Raw genomic sequence first — 25915 nt, forward strand, 5'->3', positions numbered from 1 at the left:
TTGTCGATACCTGGTCAGCCGGGATCGGCGACGACCCGGTTGCGGCCACTGCGCTTGGCCGCGTAGAGGTTGCGGTCCGCCCGGGCCAGCAGGGCGGACGGCGTGGTGTCGGCACCCGCGACGGTGGTGACCCCGATGCTGGCGGTGACCGGCAGCGCTCCGGTGACCGGCTGCCACGGGTGGGCGGCGATGCTGGTGCGTACTGATTCGCAGCACCGCATCGCCGAGTCGGCGTCGGTGTCCGGCAGGACCAGCAGGAACTCCTCGCCGCCGAGGCGGGCCACCAGCCACGAGTCGCCGCCCGCGCCGGACAGCAGCTCCGCGACATGCCGGAGTACTGCATCGCCCGCGGCGTGCGACAGGGTGTCGTTGACGCGTTTGAAGTAGTCGAGGTCGACCAGCGCCGCCGACAGCGGGGTGCCGCGGTTGGCCGAGCGCTGCAGCAGCAGCTCCAGATGTTCATCGGCGTAGCGCCGGTTGTGCAGCCCGGTCAGCGGGTCACGCTGGGCCATCTCGCGGAACCGCTCGCTCTCCCGCCGGGCCTCCTCGGCCTCGAACACGGCCTGCAGGGTCCGGGCGCGCGCCTCGCTCTGCGCGGACTGCAGCGCCTGCATCTCGGCGTGGAACAGCCGGTACTCCTCGTACGCCTCCCGGTAGTGGCCGGTCGCCGCGAACAGTTGCGCCTGCTCCTCACGGATCCGGGCCCGCACGGACGGCAGGTCGCTGCCGGCGCAGACCTCGATCGCCTGGTCGAGGCCCTGTTGCGCGGCGGCGGTCGCACCGCGCAGCCGGCGCGCCTCGGCCACGGTCAGCAGGGATTCGGCCAGCGAGAGGTCGTCGACGGGCCCGGCCCGGCCGTCCAGGATGGGCCCGAGGGTGGCCTCGACGTCGTCGTACCGGTCGTGCATCAGCTCGACGCGGGCGATCGTGTCCAGGTAGGCGGGACTCAGGGGTGCGCCGCGCCGGGCCGAGATCGCCCGCATCTCGGTAACCAGGCGCTGGGCCTCCGCGTGGTCGCCGCTCTTGAGCACCGCGTACGCCAGGTTGTTGAGCAGGCGCACGGACAGGTCGGGGTCGGCGATGGCGGCGGCGATGTCGAGGCCGTCGGTGAAGCGTCGGCGGGCCTCGTCCAGCGAGCCGCTCTCGCAGAGCGTCACCCCGAGATGGGACAGGTGTCGCGCCCGGACGGCGGCGGACACGTCGTCACCGGTGTGGGTCACGCACTGGACCGCGTGGGCGAGCGCGTCGGGCAGGTCCCCCAGGTGCAGGCGGAAGCTGGACACCGCGAGGTGGCTGCGGGCCAGCACGTATGCGTCGTCGTGCCCGGCGGCCCAATCCATGGCCTCGTGGGCGATCCGGCCCGACGCGGGTGCGTCGCCCTCGCACAGCAGCGCCTCGGCGCGTACCAGCCGGGCCCGCATGCGCAGGTCGGCACGGCCCAGGCCGGACGCGATCCGCTCGGCCTGCGCGGCCGCCTCGGCGATGGTCCTGAAGTCGACCTTCGCGTCCAGTTCCAGCGCTTCGAGCGCGGCGCTCAGCAGGGCTTCGGCGTGCGGCGCCGCCGGGGACAACCGGGCCACCGTACGGGCGAGCTCCTCGGCGGAGGTCGGTCCGACCTTTTCCTCCGTCGACCCGGGCGCCGTGGTGCCGGCCATGTCGCACGTCCTCCCCGTCGAGGTGCAGCAGAGATCACCGTACGGCGGGGCGGTTGCCGGCCGCGGGACGGCGCAGTTGCCGGTGCGGTGCGGCGGGGTGGCAGCCGGGTGACGTGGCTCACCCTGTTTCCAGATATTGACAGGGTTAACACGAACAGGCACGCTCACACAGACCATTTGGGAGCGCTCTCATGGACTCCCCCTCCGACCATTGAGGAGCGACAACGTGGCGCCGTCCCTCTCTCGCCGCGGGCGCTGTGCGCGCGCCCTCGCGGCCGTCGCGGCCCTCGCGGCGGCCATCCCGCTGACCGTGACACCCGCGTACGCGGCCGTCCCCGAGCGCACGCGGTTCTACACCCCCGCGCCGAACCCGGGCGCCGTCGAGCAGATCGTCGAGCTGGCCGCCACCGGACGGTGGGGGCTGGCGCACCAGCTCACGACCATGGCCGCGACCCCGCAGGCGGTCTGGGTGACCAAGTACTCCGGCGCGGAGCTGACCAAGCTCGTCCGCGACCACGTCCGCAAGGCAGCGCTGACACGCAGCGTGCCGGTGTTCGTGGCGTACAACATCCCGTTCCGCGACTGCGGCGCGTACTCCGCCGGCGGCGCGCGGACCGTCGCGGAGTACCAGGCGTGGATCGACGCCTTCGCGGCCGGGCTCGGCAACGGCCCGGCCGAGGTCATGCTCGAACCCGACAGCCTGGGCATCATCCCCTGGTACACCGACATCAACGGCAACGCGGAATGGTGCAAGCCCGCCGAGGCCGATCCGGCCACCGCCCAGCGGGACCGGTTCGCGATGCTCAATTACGCCGTGGACCGCTTCGAGGCCCTCAAGCGCACCAGCGTCTACCTGGACGGCACCAACAGCAACTGGCTCAGCTCCGGTGACGCCGCGGACCGTCTGGTGCGCGCCGGGGTGCGGCGCGCCGACGGCTTCTTCCTCAACGTGTCCAACTTCGAGGCCACCCCCAGGCTGCAGAAGTACGGCACCTGGGTCAGCAAGTGCATCCACTACGGCACGCAGGAGGCGACGGCGGGCCGGTACCGCGACTGCGCCAGCCAGTACCACCCGGCCGACCCGAAGGACTTCAGCACCTGGACGCTCAGCGACCAGTGGTACGACGCGCACGTCGGTGACGTCCCCGCGGACCAGCTGACCCACTTCGTGGTCGACACCAGCCGCAACGGCCAGGGCTCCTGGACGCCGCCCGCGGGCAACACCTGGCCCGACCCGATGACCTGGTGCAACCCGCCGGACCGTGGCCTCGGGGCGCGGCCGACCAGCAGCACCGGCGATCCGCTCATCGACGCGTACCTGTGGATCAAGGTGCCGGGCGAGTCCGACGGCCAATGTGACCGCGGCACCGGGACCGGCACGGACCCGGCCCGCGGCGACCAGGCTGATCCCGCCGCCGGGGCGTGGTTCCCGCAGCAGGCCATCGAACTGGTGCGCCTGGCCGACCCGCCGGTGCGCTGAGGCCCCAGTCCGGGGCCCCGGTCCCGGCGCCTCAGCCCCGGCGCCTCAGCCCCGGCGCCTCAGCCCCGGGGCCTCAGTCCGGGAAGCCGCCCTCCGCGAGGATCTTGCCGATCCGGCTGCGGTGGGCGGCCTCCCAGTCGTCCAGCGACTCGGCGGCCTCCTTTGCCAGCTTCCGCTCGGCGGCGGCGCGCACCTCGTCGGCCCTGGCGCCCGGCACGACCACGACGCCCTCCTCGTCGGCGACCACGATGTCGCCCGGCGCGACCTCCACGCCGCCGCAGCGGACCGGAGTGTTCAGCGGCGCGACCGCCGCCTTGGTGCCGGGGATCGGGATCACCCCGCGGGCGAACACGGCGAAGCCCATCTCCCGGATCTCGGCGAGGTCGCGGGCCACGCCGTCCAGCACGAACCCGGCGATCCCCCGCCGGTGCGCGACCGCGCAGACGTTGCCGCCGGCCAGCGCGAAGTCCAGGTCGCCGGACTCCACGACGATGACCGAGCCGGGCGCCGCGCGGTAGATGGCCGCATGCAGCATCAGGTTGTCGCCCGGCGGGCACCGCACGGTGAACGCGGGCCCGGCCACGCGGGGCACGGGGGTCCACAGCGGACGGATGCCGATGTCCATGACCTGCGCGCGGCTCAGCACGTCCGCGAGGGTCGTCGGCGGGATGTCGGCGAATCCGGTGACCTCACCCATGGTTCCTCCTGCTCCTCGGACCGGGGGGCACGGACATTATGCGGGCAGCTGGTTGAGCACGTACGGGGCGACCTGGTCGAGCGGGCCGGTGGTCCGGTACGCCCGGCACAGCACCGCGGCCCCTTCCAGGGTGGCCAGCATCAGGGCGGCCAGCCCCGCGGCGCGGCGGGCCGGGGCGCCGAAGGACACCAGGCCCTGCGTGACCGAGGCCAGCCAGGTGTCGTACGCCGCGCGGCACGCCCTGCTGAGCGCCGGCGAGGCGGGCACGGAGTCCAGGGTGATCGTGGTGACCGGCAGGCCCTCTGTGAAGTCGGACTCGCGCAGGTCACGGGCGAAGTGCTCCACCATCGAGATGGCCCAGCCCCGTGCGCTGGTGCTGTCCGCGAGGCGGTCGTGGATCAGCCGGTCCACCTCGACCGCCCAGTCGTCGACCGCCGCCACGGCGATCTCCTCCTTGCCACCGGGGAACAGGAAGTAGACGGATCCGCGCGGGGCTCCACTGTGCTCGATGATCTGGGTCAGGCCGGTGCCGTGGTAGCCGTGCCGGCGCAGCAGCGTACGGGCGCTGGCGATGATGCGCGCCCGGGTGTCCGACTTTGGCCTCGGCATGACACACCTCACGTCTCGCTGACTTGCCTCGCGGGTCCGACGACGAAACTATATCAATCGGTCTACTTAGATGCGTCTTCAGCGTGGCCGCCCCCGGCCCGTCTCATCCCGGAGGTTCTGGTGACCCACACCCGGTTCGAGTCGATCGGCGCGTATCTGCCGTCGACCGTCGTCACCACGCGCGACCTCGTCGCGCAGATGAGCTACCAGCCACCGTTCGATCTGCAGCAGATCACCGGCATCGCCGAGCGCCGGGTCCACGACAAGAGCCCGGATTCGCTGGAGGACTCGTTCGTCCTGGGCCGGCGCGCGGCCGAGGACTGCCTGTCCCGTTCCCGGTACGCCGCCGCCGACCTCGACGTGGTCATCTCGGCCTCGATCACCCGGTACCACGGCGGCAACGTCTTCCAATTCGAGCCGTCGTTCGCGCACCAGCTGGCCCGGTCGCTGGGCGCCACCCGGGCGATCCACTTCGACGTCTCCAACGCCTGCGCCGGAATGCTCACCGGCGTCGCCGTCCTGGACCGGCTGATCCGGGCGGGCGTGGTCCGCAACGGCCTGGTGGTCAGCGGCGAGCAGATCACCGCGATCGCGGAGACCGCGGTCCAGGAGATCAGCGAGCTGTACGACCCGCAGTTCGGCTCGCTGACCGTCGGCGACTCGGGCGCCGCCGTGATCCTCGACGAGTCCACCTCCGAGGCCGACCGGATCCACTACGTCGAGCTGATGACCTGCTCTGAATATTCACATTTGTGCATAGGTAAGCCGAGCGATCGTAACCAAGGGATCGCGCTCTACACAGACAATCACCAGATGCACAAGGAGGACCGGTCCCGGCTGTGGAGCAGGTTCCAGACCGACTTCCTGGCCAAGCGCGGGTCCACCTTCGCCGAGGAGGGCTACGACTACGTCGTGCACCACCAGGTCGGCAGCAAGTTCATCCGCAACGTCAACAGCCACGGCGAGAAGGCCTTCGGTACGCCGATGCCCGAGTCGCTGTCCGTGGTCGAGAAGTACGGCAACACCTCGTCCACCTCCCACTTCGTGGTCCTGCACGACCACCTGCGCAGCGGCCGCGCCAAGCCCGGCGCCAAGTACCTGCTCGTACCGGCCGCCTCCGGTGTGGTCACCGGCTGCGTCTCCGCCACCATCAGCTCCCTGGAGGTCTGACCATGCCCACCGCCATCGCCTCCACCGCGGTGAGCACCGACCCGCAGCTGTCCGGGTCGATCGCGCGCGCCTCGGCCGCCGCCACCGCCTGCCTGGAGAACGCCGGGGTCCACCCCGACCAGGTCGACGTCCTCATCAACGTCGGGGTGTACCGCGACGAGAACATGGCCGAACCGGCCATGTCCGCGCTGATCCAGAAGAACGTCGGCACCAACCTCGACTACCTGCGCTCGGGCAGCCCGGCCCTGTCGTTCGACCTGATGAACGGCGCCTGCGGGCTGCTCAACGCGGTCCAGGTGGCGGGCGCCTTCCTGGCCGGTGACGCCGAGTACGCGCTGATCGTCTCCGGCGACACCCACCCGTCCGGCCGCCCCGACCCGGACTTCGGGTACGCGCACGTCGGCGCCGCGATGCTGCTGTCGCGCTCCGCCGACACGGCCGGTGGATTCGGTCCGGTGAGCACCGCGACCGCCCCCGACGACGCACCCGGCGTGGTCGGCTACGCCGATCTCGACGCGGTCGGCACCCGCGGCCGCGAGATGATCTGGGTACGCCGCGACCCCGACTACGCGCAGCGGCTGGTGGACTTCGCCGCCGCCGAGGCCGCCCGGTACGCCACCGAGCAGGGCCTCGATCTGTCCCGGACACTGCTGGTCGCCTCCCAGCCGACGCCGTCGTTCGCGGCCGAGCTGGCCGAGCGCCTCGGCGTCCCGGCCGACGCCGTGGTGACCGTGCACAGCGTCGACGGTGACCCGCACACCTCGGCGCTGACGCTGGCCTACCACCAGGCGGTCGAGGCGGGGCGGGCCGACGCGTACCCGCAGGTGCTGTTCGTGGCCGCGGGCGCGGGACTGTCCGTGGCCTGCTCGGTCTACCACCGCGCCGGCTGATGGCACTCGCGACGGCGACCGGCGTGGCGGCCCGGCTGGCCGCACACGCCCGCGACTTCGGCGCCCGGGACGCGGTCATCCGGCCGGGCCACGGCCGGCTCACCTTCCGCGAGCTGGACGAGCGGTCCGACGCGTACGCCGCCGGGCTGCGGGCGCTGGGCATCGGCAAGGGCACCAGGACCGTGCTGATGCTGCGGCCCGGGCTGGAGCTGTACCCGGTGCTTTTCGGGCTGCTCAAGCTCGGCGCGGTGCCGGTCGTCGTCGATCCCGGCATGGGCGTGCGCCGGATGCTGCACTGCTACCGCAGCGCCGGGGCGGAAGCGTTCATCGGCGTCGGGATCGCCCACGTGGTGCGGCTGCTCAACCGGCGCGCGTTCGCGGGGGTGCGCATCCCGGTCACCGCCGGGCGGCGCTGGTTCTGGGGCGGGGCGACCCTGCGTACTGTGCTGGAGGGCCCGCATCCGGCGCCCACCGAGCGACCCGGCCCGGACGACCTGCTGACGGTCGGCTTCACCACCGGCAGCACCGGCCCGGCCAAGGGCGTCGAGTCCACCCACGGCGCGCTGGAGGCGATGGTCGAGCAGATCGCCGCGGTGCACGGCCAGTCCAGCCACGACGTGGCGCTGGTGACCTCGCCGATGTTCGGGGTGCTGCACCTGCTGATCGGCTCGACGTGCGTGCTCGCCCCGGTCGACCCGACGCGGGTCGGTGCCGCCGACCCGGCGGCCCTCGCCGACACCGTCGAGCGGTACGGGGTCACCGGGATGTTCGCCTCGCCGGCGCTGCTCGACCCGTTCGGCCGGTACCTGCGCGACACCGGCCGGCAGCTGCCGACCCTGCGCACCGTGGTCGCCGGCGGCGCCCCGGTCTCCGACGAGGTGGTGCGGACGCTGCACCGCGACGGCCTCGACTTCCACATCACGTACGGCGCCACCGAGGCGCTGCCGATCGCCTCCATCGAGTCCCGGGAGATCCTGCGCGACACCCGCGAGGGCAGCCGGGCCGGGGCGGGCACCTGCGTGGGACGCCCGGTGGACGGAATGGACGTACGCATCATCCGCATCACCGACGAGCCGCTGCCGGTGTGGCACGACGACCTGCTGGCGAAGCCCGGTGAGGTCGGCGAGATCACCATCGCGGGGCCGACCGTCAGCCCGCGCTACCACCGGATGCCGGAGGCCGACGCCGCCGCCGGGATCACCGACGGGGAGCGGCGCTGGCACCGCACCGGCGACCTCGGCTGGATCGACGACGCCGGGCGGATCTGGTTCTGCGGCCGCAAGAGCCAGCGGGTCGGTGACCTGCACACGGTCCAGGTCGAGGGGGTGTTCGACACGCATCCGGACGTGTACCGCACCGCCCTGGTCGACGCCGGCCCGGTCGGCGCCGGTGGCCGGCCGGTGGTGTGCGTCGAGCCGCGCCCCGGCGTCACCGACCACGACCGGCTGCGGGGCGAGCTGCGCGAACTCGCCGCCAGCCAGCCGGTGACCAAGCCCCTCGACGAGTTCCTGTTCCACCCGGCGTTCCCTGTCGACATCCGGCACAATGCGAAGATCAACCGGGAGTACCTGTCGGCCTGGGCCGCCTGGCGGCTGCGGCCGCGCCGCCCGCGCGATCTGGCGCCGCGGCTCGTGCCGCTGGCCGGCTGGGCCTTCCTCGCGTACGGCCTGGTCGGGCCGATGCCGCACCCGGCCCTGTGGGTGCTGTGGTGCGTCGACTTCGTGCTCAGCTTCGTGGCGCACGGCCTGCAGATTCCGCTCGCGGTGCGCCGGGCCCGGTTCGCGGGCATCGCCGGGGCCCGGGCGGCCGCGCTGACCATGGTGTTCGGCGCGACCTGGTGGAAGGGGCTGCCGTGGCGGTGACGTCCGGCGCGGGTCTCCGGAGGGGTCCGCGGTGAAGATTCTGGTGACCGGGGCCTCCGGGTTCCTGGGCGGGCACATCGCCGAGGCGGCCATCGCGGCCGGGCACGACGTCCGGGCGCTGCTGCGGCCGGCGGCGATCCCGTCGATGGACGCCGGCGCCGATCGGGTCGAGCCGGCCCGGGGCGACCTGGCCGACGCGGCCTCGCTGGCCGTGGCCACGGCCGGGGTGGACGCGGTGATCCATTCGGCCGCCCGCGTGACAGACCACGGCAGCCCGGCGCAGTTCCACGACACCAACGTCGCCGGCACGCAGCGGCTGCTGTCCGCGGCGCGCGCCAACGGGGTGTCCCGGTTCGTCTTCGTCAGCAGCCCGAGCGCGGTGATGGACGGCAGCGACCAGGTGGGCATCGACGAGAGCACGCCGTACCCGGCGACGTACCTGAACCTGTACTCGCAGACCAAGGCGGCGGCGGAACGCCTCGTGCTGGCCGCCGACGAGCCAGGGTTCACCACGTGCGCGCTGCGCCCGCGCGGCATCTGGGGGCCGCGGGACTGGCACGGGTTCATGCCGCGGCTGATCGCGAAGCTGCGGGCGGGACGGCTGCCCGACCTCTCCGGCGGGCGCACCGTGCTGGCCTCGCTGTGCCACGCCACCAACGCCGCCCACGCCTGCCTGCGGGCGGCGGGCTCCGACCGGGTCGGCGGGCGCGCGTACTTCGTGGCCGACGCCGAGGTCAGCGACGTGTGGGCACTGATCGCCGAGGTGGGCGCGATGTTCGGCGCGGCACCACCGACCCGCCGGGTGCCACCGGCGGTACGCGACGCGCTGGTCGCCGCGATCGAGACGGTGTGGCGCGTCCCGTACCTGCGCGACCGGCACTCGCCGCCGCTGTCGCGGTACTCGGTGGCGCTGCTGACCCGGTCCAGCACGTACGACACGAGCGCCGCCGCCCGCGACTTCGGGTACGCCCCGGTGCTCGACCAGGCGACCGGGCTGCGGCAGCTGCGCGAGTGGGTGGACGGCATCGGCGGCGTCGACGCGTTCACCCGGTACGTCCGGTGAACCCCTACCAGCGGCCCGTGTCGCCGACCGAGTGGCTGTACCTGGCCGGTCAGCGCACCATGCCGCCGTTCGCGATCCAGCTCGTCGTCGAGGGCGAGGGCAGCCTCGATCCCGCCGCGCTGACCCGCGCCGTACGCGTGGCCTCGGCCGCCTGCCCGGGCGCCCGCCTGGCCCGGCACGGCCGCACCTGGGTGGACACCGGCGACGCCCCGCCGGTGACCATGGCCGGGTCCACTCCCCTGTGGCCCGACCTGGCGGCCACCCCCTTGGAACGCACCTGCGAGGTCGTGGTCGCCGAGGGCGCGGTGATGTTCCGGGTGTCCCACGCGGTGATGGACGGCCGGGGCGTGCTGACCTGGGCGGCGGACGTGTTCCGGGCGTTGCGCGGCGAGCCGCCGCTGGGTGCGCCCGCGATGCTCACCGACTTCGGCCTGGCCGACCGGCTGGGCGCGCCCGGCCGGCGGCCCCGGATGAGCGTCGGCTGGCGCTCCCCCCTGGCCGCTCCCCGACCGGCCGCGACCGCCGCCCGGGGAGCAGCCGTGCAGCGCCCGTCCGGACCGGACCACGCCGGGCAGGGATGGGCGCGGCGGACCGTCGACGGCAACCACCCCGGGCTGGTCGCGAAGCTCGCCGCGGCCGTGGCCGGGTTCACCGGCGCCGACCGGTCCCGGTTCATGGTGCCCGTCGACCTGCGCCGGCACGACCCGGCGCTGCACAGCACCGCCAATCTCAGCCTGCCGGTGTTCCTCACCGCGGGCCGCGACGAGCCGTGGCAGAGCCTGCACAAGCAGATCCTGCGCGCCCTCGTGGAGCGGCGCGAGGTCACCGGCGGCGCGGCGGAACGGGCCGCGTACCGGCTGCCGCTGGGGCTGCTGGCCCGGTCGCTGCGGCTGGCCGGTGACCGTCACATGTGCACCGCGATCCTGTCCCACCTCGGCCGCGTCGACCCGGCCGAGTTCAGCGCCGACGGCTTCCGCGCCGCGACGGTCTACTCCCTGCCGACCCACGCGCCGCTGGCCCCGCTGACCATCGTGGCGACCGCGCCGCCGGGACGCACCGAGCTGACCGTCGCCCACCACGGCACGCCCGAGCGGGCCGAGGCGCTGCTGGACGCGGTCGAGGCCGCGCTGTCGCCGCACCGGCACTGGGCGGGCAACGACACCGGCCGCGCGGTGCCCCGGGCGACGCTGACCGGACTGTTCGCCCGCCAGGTGGCCGCCGCACCACAGGCCGTGGCGCTGACCGGATCCTTCGGCGAGGTCAGCTACGCGGAACTGGACGCCCGCGCGGACGCGGTGGCGCACGCGCTGCGCCAGCGGGACGTGGGCCGCGGCGACGTCGTCGGGCTGCTGGCCGACCGTACGGTGGAGGCCGTCGCGGCGATCCTCGGCGTGCTCCGGGCCGGGGCGGCGTACCTGCCCCTGGATCCGCAGCACCCGGACGGACGGATCGGCCGGGTGCTGCGCGACGCGGGCGCGCCGCTGTGCCTGGTCGGGCGCCGCCACGCCGGGCGGGTCGCGGTCGCCCGGGTGATCCTGGAGGACCTGCCGACCGGCGGCGCACCACCCGTCGACGACGAGGCCACACCGGACGATCTCGCGTACGTGATCTACACCTCGGGCTCGACCGGGCGGCCCAAGGGCGTGCAGATCGAGCACGGCAGTCTGGTCAACTACGTCACCTGGGCGCGCGAGACGTACCGGGTGGACGCGGGCACCAGGTTCGCGCTGTTCACGTCGCTGGCGTTCGACCTGACCGGCACGTCGCTGCTGCTCCCGCTGCTGGCCGGGGGCAGCGTCGCGCTGATCCCCGACGAGCCGACCCACGTGAGCCTGCGGGAGATGCTGGAACGCTCGGGCGCCAACGCCCTCAAGCTCACCCCGGCACATCTGGACCTGATCGGGCGGCTGGGTCTCACCCCGGCCGGTTTCACGGTGCTGGTGGTGGGCGGCGAGCAGCTGCGCCCGGCGGTCGCGGCGGCGGCGCAGCGCGCGTTCGGGGCGGACTGCCGGATCGTCAACGAGTACGGCCCGACCGAGGCGACCATCGGCTGCGTGGTGCACACGTACGACGCCGGCCGCGACACCGGGACGGCCGTGCCGATCGGGCGGCCCGTGGCCAATACGTCGGTGTTCCTGCTCAACGCCGACGGCCGCTTCGCCGCGCCCGGCGAGACCGGCGAGATCCACCTGGCCGGTGACCAGCTCGCGCGCGGCTACCGGGGCCGGCCCGACCTCGACGCCGAACGGTTCGTCCGGCTGGCCGACGGCACCCGGGTGTACCGCACCGGTGACCTGGCACGGGTGGTGGACGGCGAGCTGGAGTACCTGGGCCGCACCGACGACCAGCTCAAGATCAGGGGGTACCGGATCGAACCCGCCGAGATCGCGGCGACGCTGGAGACGTACCCGGGGATCGTGCGGGCGGTGGTGACCGGGCGGGCGGCCCGGCCCGGCACGGACCCGGTGCTGTGCGCGTACGTGGTCGGTGCCGTGGCGTCCGAGCAGGACGTCCGCGACCACCTGGCGCAGTGCCTGCCGCGGTACATGGTGCCCGCCGTGGTCGTCGCCGTGGACGAGCTGCCGCAGACCACGAACGGGAAGATCGACCTCGGGGCTCTGCCCGACCCGTTCGCCCACCGGCCCGTGTCGGGGCCGCCCGGCGGGCCCGGTGCCGGGGAGGTCGAGGAGCGGGTGTCGCAGATCTTCGCGCGGATCCTGCGGGTCGAGCGTGCCCTGATCGGGCCGGACAGCGACTTCCACGCCCTCGGCGGTGACTCCCTGTCGATGATCGAGATGCTGGCGGCGGTCGCGGAGCTGGCGGATCCGTCCACGCACGACGTTCTGGCGGGGACGGTGATCCGCAACCCGACCCCGGCGGCGGTCAGCGCGTCGATCCTCGGCGGTGCGTCGTGAGCGGCCCGCGCATCCGCGCCGCCACGGCCGGCGACGTCGACGTGGTGGTGCCGCTGATGCTCGGCTCCTCCCCCGAGCTGATCGAGGCGACCTTCGGTGGCGGTGCGCCCGCCGTGGTACGCCGCGACTTCCTGCGCGGCGAGGGCATCTTCGGCCACCGGCACCAGCTCGTCGGGCTGGCCGACGACGGGCAGGTGGTGGCGACCCTGACCGCGTACCGGGGGCGGGACTACCGGCGGCTGAGCCTGCACACGATGCGGTCGGCGGCGGTGCTGGGGCCGCGCGCCCTGCTGCGAGCGTTGCGCCGGACGGCCGCGCTGGCGCACCTGTTCGCCCCGCCGGGGCCGGACTGCCTGTTCCTGGCGAACCTGTGCGTCACTCCGGCCGCCCGCAGCCGGGGCTACGGATCGGCCATGATGGAGTACGCCCGCGCGCTGGCGCCCGCACAGGGACTCGCCGCTGTCGAGTTCGACGTGTCCTTCTCCAACCCGCGCGCCCAGCGGCTGTACGAACGGCTCGGCTGGGTGGTCACTGGGGAACGGCCCGCACCCGCGGGCAGCCCGCTGGACGGTTTCCGCCGGATGCGCCGCGCCGGCTGAGGTCAGCGCGGCCGGACCAGCCCCAGGTCGTACGCGACGATGGTGGCCTGGACGCGGTCGCGGACGCCGAGTTTGGGCAGCAGCGCGTACACGTGGGCCTTGACCGTGCCGGTCGCGATGCCCAGGGTCGCGGCGATCTCCGCGTTCGACCGGCCCCGGGCGAGGTGGACCAGCACGTCCCGTTCGCGCGGCGTCAGCGCGTCCAGGCGCGGGTCGGCCCCGGGGGCCGCGGTCAGCGCGCCCGTGGCGAACGCGTCGATGAGCCGCCGGGTGACCACCGGGCTGAGCATCGCCTCCCCGGCCGCGACGACCCGGATCGCCGCGACCAGTTCGCCGGGCTCGGCGTCCTTGAGCAGGAAACCCGAGGCGCCGGCCCGCAACGCCTGGAACACGTACGCATCCTGGTGGAACGTGGTCAGCACCAGCACCCGGGGCGGCCGCTGGGCGGCGGTCAGCCGGGCGGTCGTGGTCAGCCCGTCCATGCCGGGCATCCGGATGTCCATCAGCACCACGTCCGGTGCCGCCGTGGCCGCCAGCGCGAGGGCGGACGCACCGTCCCCCGCCTCACCGACCACCGCCATGTCGTCCTGCGCGCTGACGATCGCGGCCAGCCCGGCCCGGACCATCACCTGATCGTCGACGACCATCACCCGGACTGCGATGACGTCACCTCCTCCGGTTGCTGCCCGGCGGCGCCGCGCCCCAGGCCGTCGAGCAGGCCGCGCATCGCCGTCAGCGCCTGGCGGGCCGCACCCACCACCGCGTCGAGGTCGGCGCGTTCCGCGGCCATGGGCACCTCGGCCGCGTGCCGCAGCACGGCGTCGCGCAACCCGGCCGCGATCCTGGCCCGTTCGTCGTGTGCCCGCATCGCGGCCTGCGCCATCGCGGCGGCGACCCCGCCCTCCTCCCGCGCGTGCCGCCGGGACCGGCGGCGCCGGACCGCCCAGCCCGCCAGCCAGCACGCGGCCATGGGCAGCGCCAGGAGCAGCGCGAACAGCGCCGTGACCGCGACCGCCGACACCGCCACCGCCAGGCCCGTCGTACCGTCCGGCGGGTCCTCAGTGGATCCCATGGCGGCCAGCAGGCCGAGGGCCGTCGCGGTCGACGCGGCCGCGCCGAGCGGGGCGAGCCAGGTGAGGCCCGGCCGGGCGCCCCAGGCCGCCACCGCGTACACGGCGGCCAGCTCCGCTCCCATGCCGAACAGGAACAGCCAGCCGTCGTCGGGTGAGACCACCGAGGTGACGGCCAGCAACGGCCCCAGCCAGGTGGTCGCCACGACGACGGCGAGCACCCACCACGGGCGGGCCCGCCGCCACAGCAGCGGCACCGCGTGGGCGAGCATGGCCAGCAGGAGCAGCGTTTCGGCCGCCCGGGAGGAGCCGCCCTCGTCCGCTGCCCCGAATCGCACGCTCAGCGCCGGCAGCAGGATGAGGACGACGATGCCCGCGTCGAACACCGCCTGACTGCGCAGCCGGCCGGCCACGGACCTCCGGACGCGGCGCCATCGCGGGGCTCCGGAGCGCGGCGACGTACCGGCGGCCGCAGCACCGGTCCCGGCGGCCAGCGGGAAGACGGCCCGTACCCGCCACCCGCCGCCGTCGCGGGGACCGGCGTCGAGGGTTCCGCCGAGGGCCCGCGCCCGCTCGCGCATCCCGTCCAGCCCGCGCCCACCGCCCAGCCCGGCGGCGACCCCGGTGCCGTCGCCGCCGTCGTCGTCGACGACCAGCTCGGCCCGCTGCGCCCCGTACGAGACGGCGATCCGGACCGCACCGCCCGGTGCGTAGCGCAGGGTGTTGGTGAGGGCCTCACGGGTGATGCCGTGCACCGCGGCGGCCAGCGCGGGCGGCGGGTCGGCGGCCGGGACCTCGACGGTCACGAGCTGCCCGAGCTGCCGGAAGTCGTCGGCGAGATCCGCCAGGCGCGGCGCGACGACCTCGGCCTCGGACGGCGGCGCCGGCATGATCGCCACGAGGCGGCGCAGCGCCGCGAGGGTGTCCTGACCGGTCCGCGCGGCGAAGTCGAGAGCCTCGGCGCGCAGCTCGGGCCGGTCGAGCATCCGCGCGGCCGACGCGTTGACGACGATCGAGGTCAGGTGGTGCGCCGTCACGTCGTGCAGTTCCCGCGCCAGCCGACGACGCTCGGCGTCGGCTGCGTCGCGGTGTGCCTGGCGGGCCTGCGCCAACCGCCGCGCGGCCGCGGCGCGTTCGGCGATCCAGCGGCCACGGATACGGCCGAACGTCGCGACCATGCCGTAGACGACGAGCAGCGACAACAGCTCCAGTGGAAAGTCGCCGGTCAGGCCGTCCTGCCAGACGGTGAGCCCGGACTGCCACACCAGCAGCCCGGCGAGCACCAGCGCCGCGATCCGCGCGTCGCGCAGCGCGGCGACGCTGAACAACGCCACCAGGTCGGCCACGGAGATGACCAGCAGGGCGTCACCGGGGAAGAACACCTGCTGCTCCGCCGGTGCGACCCCGGTGGCCAGCGTCAGGCCGGCGGCCACCACGAGCACGGACAGGACCGGACGGGTACGTCGCAGCCCCAGCGCCGCCGCGACCAGCACCACCGTGGCGATCACCGCGACCGCCGCCACCGAGCCGAGCGCGCGGCCGGGCCACAGCGCGAGCTGCGCGGCGCACAGCACCGCGGGCAGCAGCCAGGTCTTCGTCACGACAGGGAACCTATAACCTCGGACACAGCCCGGTTTCCGGCCGTGGACGGATTCGCGCAGCGTGCCCGGGCCGCCACACTTCCGGGATGCTGACTGTCGCGGCGCCGCTGAGCCCGTACCACCACCTCGCCCGCACTCCGACGCGCCGCTGGTGGCGTACGGCGCTGGGCACGCTGTTCATCGTGGTCGGCGGCACCGTGCTGGCCCTCGTCGGGTACGCGGTGGTGAGCGCGGCGGCCGCGCTGGCGGGCCGCCCGGACGGCGCGGACGGGTTGCCGAGTTTCGGCGCGCTGGCCGACCTCGCCCTGTCGTTCCTGATGGTGGCGGCGCTGCTGCCGGTCACGCTGCTGGCGGCCCGCTGGATCCAGGAGCGGCCCGCCGGGACGCTGTCGTCGGTGACCGGCCGGCTGCGGCCGCGCTGGCTGCTGACCTGCCTGGCCGTCGCGGGCGTCGCGATCGCGGTGTTCCTCGGCGCGATCATGGCCGTCGACACGGCCACCGGCGCGGACGCCGACCCGACCGGGGTGCTGGCCGGCTGGGGACCGTTCGCGGTGTCGGCGCTGGTGCTGGTGTGCGTGGTGCCGCCGCAGGTCGCGGCGGAGGAGTACCTGACCCGTGGCTGGCTGCTGCAGGGCGTCGGCGCCTGGTGCCGCGGTCCGTCGCTCCCGATCGCCGTGCAGGCGGTCGTGTTCGCCGCCCTGCACGGCTGGGGCACCCCGTGGGGCTTCGCCGATCTGATCATGTTCGGCCTGGTCGCGGGGTGGCTGACCGTACGGACGGGTGGGCTGGAGGCGGCCATCGCCCTGCACCTGGCGAACAACCTGCTGGGCAGTCTGGTGGCCGCCGCCTTCGGTGATCTGGGCATCGACGAGACCGCCGCGGACATGCCGTGGCGGTACGTGGTGATCGACGTGCCGGTGCTGCTCGGGTACGCCGGGATGATCGCGTGGCTGGCCCGCAGGCATGGCATTCGTCACACCTGTCCGGATCCCGGCGGCGCAGTCCCCGCGTACCTCGGCGACCCTGCCGTGGGCACGCTCCCAGTGGCCGCCGGATGTGCCGCTCAGCGGTAGCGGCGGCCGGCCGATGAGCCGGGTGGTGCTCCGGGGGGACCGGAGACGAGCACCCCGTGCCTGGCCCTTCGGCCGCGGCGCGCCGCCGGGTGACCAGGGGCCATCGCCCCGGGCGCCGGGCCAAATCTCCGGGCTGAGGAGCAGTCCGATGAGCTTGCGTGTCTCGCTCGCCCGCACGGCGGTCTTCGCCGCCCTGTACGCGGCCGCGACGATCGCCGGGCGGATGACCATGGTGGGCGAGAGCCGCCTCGCGCTGGTGTGGCCCGCCGCCGGAGTCGCGGTGGTGTGGTTCTGCGCACAGCGCCGCTCCGCAGCCCGCTGGGCGGACGTGCTCGCCCTGTCCGCGATCGGCCTGGTGGGGAACGCGGCCACCGGTACCGGCCTGCCCCTCGCGGGCCTACTCGTCGTGGCCAACCTCGCTCAGACGGTGGCGTTCGGGTGGCTGCTGGCCCGCCGCCGCCCCACCCTGTGGGGTGCCGGCGGTGACGACCGCCTGAGCACGCCCCGCGAGCTGGCCTGCGTGATCGGCATGACGGCCGTCGCATCGGCCGCCGGCGCGGCAATCGCCCTCACCGGCCTGTGGCTGCTCGGCGGGGGCCTGTCGTGGCTGTTGGCGGCGGACTGGCTGGTCCGCCAGGCCGCCGGCATGTTCGTCATCGGGACGGTCGGGCTGTGGTTCGGTCCCACGCTCCGCGGCTTCCGTGCCCGGCACGGCTCGCCGGCCGACCGGTTGCGCGACGCCGTTCGCGCGTTGCATGCCGTCCCGGTGTGGCGCCTCGGCGAGTACCTGGCGGTGGCGCTGTGCTCGGTCGTCGCCTATCTGCTCGGGTTCGTCTACGACCACGGTCTGCCCCTGGCCTTCCCGCTGATCGCGGTGACGGTGTGGGCGGCCGTGCGGCTGCGCACGAGCTTCGTGGTGCTGCACAACCTGACCTTCGGCGCCGCGACGGTGCTGTTCACGCTGCACGGCGAAGGCCCGATGGCCGCCATCGCCGACCCTCACCTGCGCGCCATGTTCGCGCAGCTGTACGTCGTCCTGGTCGCTGCGGTCGGGCTGGCGCTCGCGCTGGGCCGCGACGAGCGGTCCGCGCTGCTGGCCAAGCTGTGCGCCCAGCAGCAGGAGCAGGCCCGGCAGGCCGCGCTGACCAGCGCGATCATCGACTCGATGGCCGACGGGCTGGCCGTCGTCGACGCCAACGGCCAGGTGCTGCTGAACAACCCCGCCGCCGTTCGCCTGCTGGAGAGGTCCACCGGCCCGCTCACGGCCGCCGAGGTCCGGGCCCGGCTGCACCACCTCGACGGCACCCCGATCGCCGACGCGGACCTGCCGAACGTCCGTGCCCTGGCCGAGGGCCGGATCGACCCCGTGGACCTGCTGGTCCGCGAGCCCGGCGGCCGTGACTCGCGGGTGTTCCGGGTCGCGGCGACCGCCCTGCCGGACGGGTACGGCCCCCGCAGCGCGGTCGTGCTCTACCACGACGTGACCGCCGAACACCGCCGCCGCGATCAGCTGGCGAGCTTCGCGGGCATCGTCGCGCACGATCTGCAGAGCCCGCTGACCACCGTCGAGGGCTGGGCCGAGGCGGCCGGTGACTTCCTGGACGCCGAGCAGCCCGCGATCGCGCAGGCCCGCGACGGCCTCACCCGGGTGTCGCGCGCCGCCACCCGCATGCGTGGACTCATCAACGACCTGCTGGCCTACACCGCGGCCCGCGACGCCGACCTCACCCCCACCCGGGTCGACCTGACCGGGCTGGTCGGCGACATCGCCGCGGGCCGCGCCGACGCCGCGGCCGCCGCCGGGCGGCCGGTGCCGCAGGTCGCGCTGGGCCGGCTCGACCCGGTGCAGGCCGACGCCGGCGCGGTCCGGCAGCTGCTGGAGAACCTGATCGGCAACGCCATCAAGTACACGGCGCCGGACGTCACGCCGCACGTGCGGGTCACCAGCATGCGCCTGGGCGGGGCCGTGCAGGTCACCATCGCCGACAACGGCATCGGCATCCCGGCCGGGGAGCACGAGGCCATCTTCGACAACTTCCACCGCGCCCACTCCGGCGGCGGCTTCACCGGTACCGGCCTCGGGCTGGCCATCTGCCATCGCATCGTCACCCGCCACGGCGGCACCATCCACGCCGACGACAACCCCGGTGGGGGTTCCCGGTTCACCTTCACCCTGCCGGCGGCGGACCCTCCGGCGGCGGCCCGGAAGGCGGCTGGGCAGAGCGCGGTGCCGCTGGGTCTGCCGGGCCGGTGGACTCCGGCGGGCGAGCGCCGGGCTCCCCTGGTCGCCGCTTGAGTGTGGACCCACCCGGCCACGGATGGGTCGGCGCGGGCGGATCCGGTGGACACGGCGCCGTCGGGTCCGGTGCGGCGGGCACGCCGCCTCCCGGCGGGTCCACCTTTCCGGGCGGGCGTCCCGGCGGGTCCAGCCTGCCCGGCGTACGTCCCGGCTTGTTGCCCACCAGGTGTCCCGGCGTGCCCGGCTTGCCGGGCGAACCTTCCGAGGTAGCCGGCTTGCCGGTCTGATCCTTGGGCGGGTTCGCCTTGCCGGGCGGGTTCGCCTTGCCGGGCGGGTTCAGCGGCGGAATGGGTGAGGTGGCCGGTGGGCAGCGGCGCGGGCCCGTGTCCGGGATGTCGCGGGCCAGCCGCGCCGACAGCCAGTCGAAGGCCGGCCCCTCTGTACGGCGCCAGAAAGCGTGATTGTGCCCGCCGTGGCGCAGCTCGACCGGTGTCACGGTCAGCGGCGGCCGCACCAGCCGCACGACGTCGCGCGAACCGTCGCGCGACGCCCGGTCGTCCGCGGACCACACCACGTACCAGGCCACGGAGGGCTGGGGCAGGTGCCGCAGGCGCCACGAGACGTTGTTGGTGGTGCTCTCGCTGCCGTCGCCCACCTTGATGCCCGGGCCCGAGGCGCCGGACATCGACGCCGCGGCCGCGTACCGGTCGGGATGGCGCAGGGACAGGTTCATCGCGCAGAATCCACCGGCCGAGAACCCGATCGCCCCCCACGCCGCACGGTCCGTACGGATCCGCAGGTGGGCCGCCGCGTACGCGGGCACGTCCGTGGTGAGGAACGTTTCGGACTGCGCGCCGCCCGTCAGGTTCGTGCACTCGGTGTCCAGGAAGTGCCGCGGCGTCATGTACGGGAACAGCACCACCGTCGGCGCCATCCGCCCGGAGGCCATCTCCTGATCCAGCCGGGACAGCACGTCCAGCTTGTCGATCCAGGTGCCGGGCGAGCCGGGGTACCCATGGAACGCCTCGATGACCGGGAAGCGCCGCCGCGCCCCCGCCGGTGTGTCGTACACGGCGGGCAGGTAGACCGCCATCGGCATGGTCAGCCCGCTGGCCTTCCCCGGCACGGTGAGGGTGAGCACGCGGCCGCCGCCGGGCCGCGCCGCGGCCGGAGGGGGCAGATCCGCGCTCTGCGAGGCGGTGCCGAACAGGGCGCTCCACGTGGGATACGTCGTGGTGAGCTGGTTGAGCTGCACCGCGCAGGTGGCGGCCATGGCCAGCACGATCACGCTGACCATGACGGTCCGCACGATGATGCGCCGCCGGTCCCACAGGTACGCCAGGCCCGCGGTGGCCGCCAGCACCACCCCGACGCCCAACGCGACGAGGGCCGGATCGTCGATCCTCATGGCTGCAGCGGCAGCGTCAGGGGCGCGGGCAACTGCTCGGCCGCGGCGGTGAGGGCGGCGGCCCAGCCCTTGGCACCGACGACGCCGATCGTCGGTCCGAAGTGGTGGTCGGCCCCGCGGATCTCGCCCGCGAGTGCCTGGTGCTGCGGGTCGGTGACCAGCGCCCAGCCCTGATCGGCGGCCCGGGCCGCCCGGCGCAGCTCGGCGGGGAAACCGGCCAGCGCGGTGGGCGAGGTGGCCGCGGTCGGTGCCATCACCACGGTCACCACCCCGGGGGTACGCTGCGCCGCCGCGCGCGCCTCGCCCGGATGGGTGGTGAGCACGACGATGACCGGGTAGGTGGTGTCGGGCCGCGCCGCGTAGTCGGCCGGGGTGACGACCGTGGGCGGCTCGGCCAGATGCCAGGTGCGGGCCGCGGGCCCGAACCGCCCGGTCACCGGCGGCGGCCGTTCGGCCTGGTGGGGAGCCGCCGGGGTGGCGTCCCCCGCCCCGCTGCCGCCGGCCAGCGCGTCCCAGCTGGGGTAGAACGACTGGTCGCGGTTCACGGCCAGGAAGACCGTGGCGACCAGCAGGGCCTCCACGAGGACGACACCGACGGTACGGGTGAGCACCCGCCGCGGGCGCCCGCCGCGCGGCCAGGCGTACACCGTGACGGCGGCGGCGATCAGTGTGGCCGCCCCGGTGAGGACGAGCAGCGGAATTCCGGTCAGCCGCACGTGTCGGGCTCCGTGGCGCGCCGGGTGCCGGCCGAGGGCAGGAACGCCTCGGCGCTGAGGGCGGCGACCGCGATGCGGGGCAGGTCCCGTGCGGACGGGAAGCACAGGAACCGCGGCTGCCAGTTCGGCTGGTACTTCGCGTTGGCCCGGTACAGCGACTCGATCTGCCACACCCCGGACATCGCCCGCAGCAGGCGCGCCCACAGGCGTACGACGGGACCGGCGCCGAGCTGCTCGGCGCGGGCGATGATGGAGCGCAGCACCGCGAAGTTCAGCGAGATCTGCTTGATGCCGAGACCGGCGGCGGCCTCCACGGCGCTGACGATCATCAGTTCGGTGAGCCCGTTCTCGGCGGTGCGGTCGCCGCGCATGAGGTCCAGCGACAGCCCGGACCGTCCCCAGGGGACGAACTGCAGCAGCCCGCGCAGCCGCCCGTCGGCGTCGCGGCACACCACCAGCAGGCAGTCGTCGTCGGCCGGGTCGCCCAGCCGGGACAGCGCCATGGAGAAGCCGCGTTCGGTGCCACCGGCACGGAAGGCCACGGCGCAGCGCCGGACCTCGGCCAGTACCGACGCGTCCAGGTCCCGCTGGCGGACCACCTGGCAGTCGTAGCCCGCCCGCCGCGCCCGGCCCACCGCCTGCCGGACCGTACGCATGGGCCGCCCCTCGAGGCTGAACGCCGTGACGTCGAGGATGGCCTCGTCTCCGAGTTCCAGCGCGTCCAGCCCGAACTTGCGGTACGCGCTGCCGCCCGCGGTACCGCAGGCCAGCACGGCCGGGGTCCAGCCGTTGGCGTCGCAGTCGGCCAGCCACGCCGCGATCGCCTCGGGCCACGCCGACGGCACGCCCAGCGGGTCACCGGAGGCGAGGCTGACCCCGTTGACCACCCGGTACGCCACCACCGCACGGCGCGAGGGCGCCCAGATGAACAGCTTGTCGCGGCGCAGCGCGAAGTAGCCCAGGGAGTCGCCGTCGCCGTACCGGTCGAGCAGGGCGCGGACCTCGTCCTCATCGCCGCTCTCCCACCCGGCGCACCGGGTGCCCGGACGCAGCAGGACCACGGCGGCGGCGCCGAAGGCCAGCAGCCCGAACGCGCCCGTGGTGACATCCACCATGGTGTTGGTCACATCGTGCTGGAACCGCAGCGGGCCGGTGATGCCGATCATTCCGAGGGCGGCGTGCTCCAGCCACATCCCGGGTCCGGAGGGGACGGTCAGCTGACGGGCGCGCAACGCGATCTCGACGAAGCCGAGCACCAGTCCCGCGCCGAGGAAGCCGGCGCACACCCCGAGGGCGCGCCAGCGGTGGCGCACGTCGCCGCGGGCGTAGAACCTGTCGCGTTCGACGATGAGGACGCCGAAGATGACCAGGGCGGGCAGCGCGGGAGCCGGGGTTCCCTTGGCGACGTGCAGCACCACGCTGAGCGCGCACAGGCCGGTGGCGAGCTGCCAGGCCCGGCGCTTGCCGCGCCGCAGCCCGCTGCCCAGATACACCAGGAGCAGCCCGACCACGCTGACGGCGGCGCGCGCGGTCACCATCCCGGCGGTCGGCATGAGGTCGACCAGCGCGGCCATCCGCTGGTGCCAGGACGGCAGGATCGCGGTGAGTGCGTCGAACACGCCGACGACCTGCACGCTGCGGGCCACCACGGCACGCGACGGCGGCGGCCGCCACGGGCTGCGGCTCGTCGTCTTCCGGGGGCGCGCCGCCGCCTCGGATTGCGCGGGCACCGCCGCCTCGGATCGCGCAGGCACCGCCGCCTCCTGGTCCACCGTCACGGTTCCACCCCGTTCACTCACTGACATCGCTCCTTGCCCATCCATGGCCCTGAACATCTTGGTCAGTTCCGCCCTGCCGTGACGTCGGCCGAGCGTAGGGACCTCAGGCAAGCAACTGCGACTTTCGGCCGAGGATCGGACACGCACCGCAGTCGTACCGTCGCGTGGACGAACCGGGGGCCGCCGCGATGTAGGACGCACCCCCGAACGTATCGGTTCCGGCCAATGACCTTTCGGGGCCCCGTGGCATGACGTTCGACCCTGGTCCGCGAAAGCGGCGCGGCGGGAGGCTCGGGGTGAGACCGAGGTGAGGGGGAACCCATGCACGCGGTGGTGGTGTACGAGTCGATGTACGGCAACACGCACGTGGTGGCCGACGCGATCGGGGCCGGTCTGAGCGAGGCCTACCAGGTCGATGTCGTCGGAGTGGACCGGGCCGACGCCGGGCTGCTGGAGGACGCGGACCTGCTCGTGGTGGGCGGCCCGACCCACGTGCACGGGATGAGCCGGGCCAGTACCCGGAAGGCCGCGGTGGAGCAGGCCCGCGAGCCGGGCAGTGAGCTGACCCTCGACCCGGACGCCGAGGGACCGGGCCTGCGGGAGTGGTTCGACGCGCTGCCGTCGCTGCGCGCCAGGGCGGCCGCGTTCGACACCCGCGTCAATCTGCCGCCGGTGGTGACCGGGCGGGCGGCCAAGGGGATCGGACGGCGGCTGCGCAGGCACGGGCTGCGGGTGGTGGCGCAGCCGGAGAGCTTCCTGGTCACCAAGCAGGGCGCGCTGGAACCGGACGAGGTGACCAGGGCCCGCCAGTGGGGCCGGGAGCTGGCCGGGGCCTGAGCGAACCGCCGCCGATCCGGGTCACGGTCCGCAACCGTGACATCACCCGAGGTGCGGGTGGCGGCTAGACGGTGATCACGACCTTGCCGCGGACCTTCCCGTCGAGCAGGTGCCGGATGGCGGCGGCGGTCTCGGCGAGCGGGTAGGTACGGTCCACAGCGGTGCGCAGGGCTCCGGATTCGCAGAGTTCCGCCAGCGTCCGCAGGTCGTCGGCGTTCTCCGAGGTGACGACGGAGCCGAGCCACTGGCCGACGAACGGGGACAGCAGCGGCGCCCGGAGCTGGCGGTCGAGTCCGCCGAGCCAGCGCCCGCCGGTCTCCCCGCCGACGATGACCAGCCGCCCGGCGGGGGTGAGGGCGCGGCGCAGGTCCGCCAGGCGGCGGTTGCCGCCGGTGTCGATGACGACGTCGTAGCGGGTCCGGCCGTCGAGGGCGTCGTCGCGGGTGTAGTCGACGGCGTGGTCGGCGCCGAGGCCGCGGACCAGGTCCATCTTGGTGGTGGTGCAGACGCCGGTGACCTCGGCGCCCGCGGCCCTGGCGAGCTGCAGCGCGAAGGCGCCGACGCCGCCGGAGGCACCCAGCACGAGCACCTTCTGCCCGGCGGTGACCCGACCGTACTTCCGGACGGACTGCAGGGCGGTGAGCCCGGAGATGCCCAGGGTGGCGGCCTGCTCGGCGGAGAGGCTCGGCGGCCTGGCGGCGAGTTTGTCGGCGCGGGCGCGCGCGTACTCGGCGAAGGTGGCGGTGCCGATGCCGAACACCTCGTCACCCGGATTGAGGCCGGTGACCCGTGCGCCGACGGCCACGACGGTGCCAGCCAGGGTCCGGCCCGGATTGGCGAGCTTGGGGCGGCGCAGGCCGAACCCGGCGGCCCGCACCGGGTACGGCAGTCCGGCCATCAGGTGCCAGGTGCCCCGGTCGACGCTGGCGGCGTGGACGCGCACCAGCACCTCCCCCGGTCCGATCTGCGGCCGGGGGATCTCCGCGAGCCGCAGCAGGCCTTCGGGGTCGGCACTGTACCGGTCCTGGACGGCGGCCCGCATGGTCGCCGCGGCGCCGGGGGCGCTGCCCGCATCGGCCGGGTCGTGCTGCTTCGTGGTGCGCATCGTGCTCCTCGCTCAACGTCGTCCTTACACCGTAAGGATGAACCTTACCTTGTAAGGTGTCAAGGCCGACGAAAGGACCGCCCCCATGGCCGAACGGACCACCCGCCCCCGCGCCACCCGGACGCCGCTGAGCCGCGACGCGGTGCTGCGCGCCGCGGTGGCCCTCGCCGATCAGGGCGGGCTGGCCGCGCTCACCATGCGCAAACTGGGCGAGGCCGTCGGCGTCGAGGCGATGTCGCTGTACACCCACGTGAGCGGCAAGGACGACCTGCTCGACGGCATGATCGACGTGGTGTTCGGCGAGATCGAGCCGCCGGGCGCGGACGGCGACTGGCGGGGCGCGATGCGGCGGCGGGCGATCTCAGTGCGCGCGGCACTGTCCCGTCATCGCTGGGCGATCGGGCTGATGGAGTCGCGCACCACTCCGGGACCGGCCACGATGCGCCACCACGACGCCGTGCTGGGCTGCCTGCGCGCCGGTGGCTTCTCCATCGCGCTGGCCGGGCACGCGTACTCGGTGCTGGACAGCTACATCTACGGCTTCGCGCTACAGGAGCGCGGCCTGCCGTTCGACACGCCGGAGGAGACCGCGGAGCTGGCGCAGGCCATGCTCGCGCAGTTCCCCGCCGACACGTATCCCCACCTGGCCGAGTTCACCGTCGGGCACGTCATGCGTCCGGGCTACGACTACGGCGAGGAGTTCACGTACGGCCTCGACCTCATCCTCGATGGACTCGAACGGGCCGCGCACGCCGGGCCGTGACCCGGATGGGCGGATCCTGCGGGAGTCAGCCCATCCGGATCGGCTCGGACAGGTGTCCGTCGCGCCACGCGTCGGTGCCCGCGTGGACGGCGGTCCTGGCCCGCCGCCAGTGGCGCCGCGCCAGCTCGGTCGGTGGCGTCTCCATCTGCTCCACCCGCCGGCGCACGGCCACCACGGCGGCGACCGCCGTGATCGCCGCACCGGCGAGGCCGATCACTCCGCCGATCACAGTCAGCGTGGCGCCGGTCAGCAGAACGGTGCCGGTGGGCACGTGGCGTGACTCCGCCCTCATGCTCGTCATGGGTCCCCTCCACGATCATCGGACCCGTCCACCGTGCCGCTCCGCGGCCCACACCGCCTCATCCGCACCGGGCGAATCCCCAAC

The 25915-nt window shown here is 74.3% G+C and carries 20 protein-coding genes and 1 pseudogene; 11 read left to right on the forward strand and 10 right to left on the reverse strand.

Annotation, left to right across the window (positions count from 1 at the left end; translation table 11 throughout):
- Positions 1 to 14: 14 nt before the first annotated feature.
- Positions 15 to 1655 (reverse strand): diguanylate cyclase, encoded by a 1641-nt coding sequence (locus ACMCNN_RS15650; protein ID WP_412746942.1) that lies wholly within the window; start codon positions 1653 to 1655, stop codon positions 15 to 17.
- 226 nt (positions 1656 to 1881) lie between these two features.
- Between ACMCNN_RS15650 and ACMCNN_RS15655 the strand changes: the two genes are divergently transcribed.
- The gene (locus ACMCNN_RS15655) at positions 1882 to 3135 is read left to right on the forward strand and encodes a glycoside hydrolase family 6 protein (protein WP_412746943.1); all 1254 of its coding nucleotides are present in this window, start codon (positions 1882 to 1884) and stop codon (positions 3133 to 3135) included.
- A gap of 73 nt (positions 3136 to 3208) precedes the next feature.
- Here the strand turns inward: ACMCNN_RS15655 and ACMCNN_RS15660 are convergent, their stop codons facing one another.
- Both ACMCNN_RS15660 and ACMCNN_RS15665 read right to left on the reverse strand, forming a co-directional pair.
- The gene (locus ACMCNN_RS15660; RefSeq protein ID WP_412746944.1) at positions 3209 to 3832 is read right to left on the reverse strand and encodes an RraA family protein; all 624 of its coding nucleotides are present in this window, start codon (positions 3830 to 3832) and stop codon (positions 3209 to 3211) included.
- 36 nt (positions 3833 to 3868) lie between these two features.
- A complete protein-coding gene (locus ACMCNN_RS15665; protein ID WP_412746945.1) occupies positions 3869 to 4441 on the reverse strand; it encodes a TetR/AcrR family transcriptional regulator in 573 nt (190 codons plus the stop codon).
- A 120-nt stretch (positions 4442 to 4561) separates the two neighbouring features.
- Between ACMCNN_RS15665 and ACMCNN_RS15670 the strand changes: the two genes are divergently transcribed.
- Genes ACMCNN_RS15670 through ACMCNN_RS15695 form a run of 6 tightly spaced genes read left to right on the forward strand, consistent with a single transcriptional unit; the run spans position 4562 to position 12940 of the window.
- On the forward strand, positions 4562 to 5611 hold the full coding sequence (locus ACMCNN_RS15670; RefSeq protein WP_412746946.1) for a 3-oxoacyl-ACP synthase III family protein: 1050 nt from the start codon (positions 4562 to 4564) through the stop codon (positions 5609 to 5611).
- A gap of 2 nt (positions 5612 to 5613) precedes the next feature.
- Positions 5614 to 6501, forward strand: coding sequence for a 3-oxoacyl-[acyl-carrier-protein] synthase III C-terminal domain-containing protein (locus tag ACMCNN_RS15675; protein WP_412746947.1), 888 nt, complete (start codon positions 5614 to 5616; stop codon positions 6499 to 6501).
- Positions 6501 to 8363 (forward strand): fatty acid CoA ligase family protein, encoded by a 1863-nt coding sequence (locus ACMCNN_RS15680; protein ID WP_412746948.1) that lies wholly within the window; start codon positions 6501 to 6503, stop codon positions 8361 to 8363. Before ACMCNN_RS15675 ends, ACMCNN_RS15680 begins: the two co-directional genes overlap by 1 nt.
- A 31-nt stretch (positions 8364 to 8394) precedes the next feature.
- A complete protein-coding gene (locus ACMCNN_RS15685; protein ID WP_412746949.1) occupies positions 8395 to 9426 on the forward strand; it encodes an NAD-dependent epimerase/dehydratase family protein in 1032 nt (343 codons plus the stop codon).
- A 17-nt stretch (positions 9427 to 9443) separates the two neighbouring features.
- On the forward strand, positions 9444 to 12341 hold the full coding sequence (locus ACMCNN_RS15690) for an amino acid adenylation domain-containing protein (RefSeq protein WP_412746950.1): 2898 nt from the start codon (positions 9444 to 9446) through the stop codon (positions 12339 to 12341).
- Entirely contained in the window at positions 12338 to 12940 is a 603-nt protein-coding gene (locus ACMCNN_RS15695; protein WP_412746951.1) for a GNAT family N-acetyltransferase, read from the forward strand. Before ACMCNN_RS15690 ends, ACMCNN_RS15695 begins: the two co-directional genes overlap by 4 nt.
- A 2-nt stretch (positions 12941 to 12942) precedes the next feature.
- Here ACMCNN_RS15695 and ACMCNN_RS15700 read toward each other — a convergent pair whose 3' ends face one another.
- Both ACMCNN_RS15700 and ACMCNN_RS15705 read right to left on the reverse strand, forming a co-directional pair.
- Positions 12943 to 13587 (reverse strand): response regulator, encoded by a 645-nt coding sequence (locus tag ACMCNN_RS15700; RefSeq protein WP_412746952.1) that lies wholly within the window; start codon positions 13585 to 13587, stop codon positions 12943 to 12945.
- Positions 13587 to 15611, reverse strand: a complete 2025-nt coding sequence (locus ACMCNN_RS15705; protein WP_412746953.1) for a sensor histidine kinase — start codon at positions 15609 to 15611, stop codon at positions 13587 to 13589. The genes ACMCNN_RS15700 and ACMCNN_RS15705 overlap by 1 nt, the downstream gene beginning before the upstream one ends.
- Positions 15612 to 15697: 86 nt before the next feature.
- Between ACMCNN_RS15705 and ACMCNN_RS15710 the strand changes: the two genes are divergently transcribed.
- On the forward strand, positions 15698 to 16684 hold the full coding sequence (locus ACMCNN_RS15710; RefSeq protein WP_412746954.1) for a CPBP family intramembrane glutamic endopeptidase: 987 nt from the start codon (positions 15698 to 15700) through the stop codon (positions 16682 to 16684).
- A gap of 148 nt (positions 16685 to 16832) precedes the next feature.
- The gene (locus tag ACMCNN_RS15715; protein WP_412746955.1) at positions 16833 to 18980 is read left to right on the forward strand and encodes an ATP-binding protein; all 2148 of its coding nucleotides are present in this window, start codon (positions 16833 to 16835) and stop codon (positions 18978 to 18980) included.
- Between the two features lie 508 nt (positions 18981 to 19488).
- On the opposite strand, the pseudogene ACMCNN_RS15720 reads toward ACMCNN_RS15715, so the two are convergent.
- The 3 genes and pseudogenes from ACMCNN_RS15720 to ACMCNN_RS15730 form a co-directional block, all read right to left on the reverse strand.
- Positions 19489 to 20331 (reverse strand): annotated as a pseudogene (locus ACMCNN_RS15720) (alpha/beta hydrolase); the annotation flags it as partial.
- Positions 20328 to 21047, reverse strand: coding sequence for a hypothetical protein (locus ACMCNN_RS15725; RefSeq protein WP_412746956.1), 720 nt, complete (start codon positions 21045 to 21047; stop codon positions 20328 to 20330). The gene ACMCNN_RS15725 and the pseudogene ACMCNN_RS15720, both read right to left, overlap by 4 nt.
- Entirely contained in the window at positions 21038 to 22801 is a 1764-nt protein-coding gene (locus ACMCNN_RS15730) for a phosphatidylglycerol lysyltransferase domain-containing protein (protein WP_412746957.1), read from the reverse strand. Before ACMCNN_RS15730 ends, ACMCNN_RS15725 begins: the two co-directional genes overlap by 10 nt.
- A 345-nt stretch (positions 22802 to 23146) precedes the next feature.
- Here ACMCNN_RS15730 and ACMCNN_RS15735 point away from each other — a divergent pair, with 345 nt between their 5' ends.
- On the forward strand, positions 23147 to 23662 hold the full coding sequence (locus tag ACMCNN_RS15735) for a flavodoxin family protein (protein WP_412746958.1): 516 nt from the start codon (positions 23147 to 23149) through the stop codon (positions 23660 to 23662).
- Positions 23663 to 23726: 64 nt separating this feature from the next.
- Here ACMCNN_RS15735 and ACMCNN_RS15740 read toward each other — a convergent pair whose 3' ends face one another.
- Entirely contained in the window at positions 23727 to 24704 is a 978-nt protein-coding gene (locus tag ACMCNN_RS15740; protein ID WP_412747181.1) for an NAD(P)-dependent alcohol dehydrogenase, read from the reverse strand.
- A 148-nt stretch (positions 24705 to 24852) separates the two neighbouring features.
- Here ACMCNN_RS15740 and ACMCNN_RS15745 point away from each other — a divergent pair, with 148 nt between their 5' ends.
- The gene (locus tag ACMCNN_RS15745) at positions 24853 to 25530 is read left to right on the forward strand and encodes a TetR/AcrR family transcriptional regulator C-terminal domain-containing protein (protein ID WP_412746959.1); all 678 of its coding nucleotides are present in this window, start codon (positions 24853 to 24855) and stop codon (positions 25528 to 25530) included.
- A 25-nt stretch (positions 25531 to 25555) separates the two neighbouring features.
- Here the strand turns inward: ACMCNN_RS15745 and ACMCNN_RS15750 are convergent, their stop codons facing one another.
- Entirely contained in the window at positions 25556 to 25831 is a 276-nt protein-coding gene (locus tag ACMCNN_RS15750; RefSeq protein ID WP_412746960.1) for a hypothetical protein, read from the reverse strand.
- Positions 25832 to 25915: the final 84 nt, after the last annotated feature.

Origin of the sequence: Krasilnikovia sp. MM14-A1004 (assembly GCF_047159485.1) — a bacterium.
Lineage (GTDB): Bacteria > Actinomycetota > Actinomycetes > Mycobacteriales > Micromonosporaceae > Actinoplanes.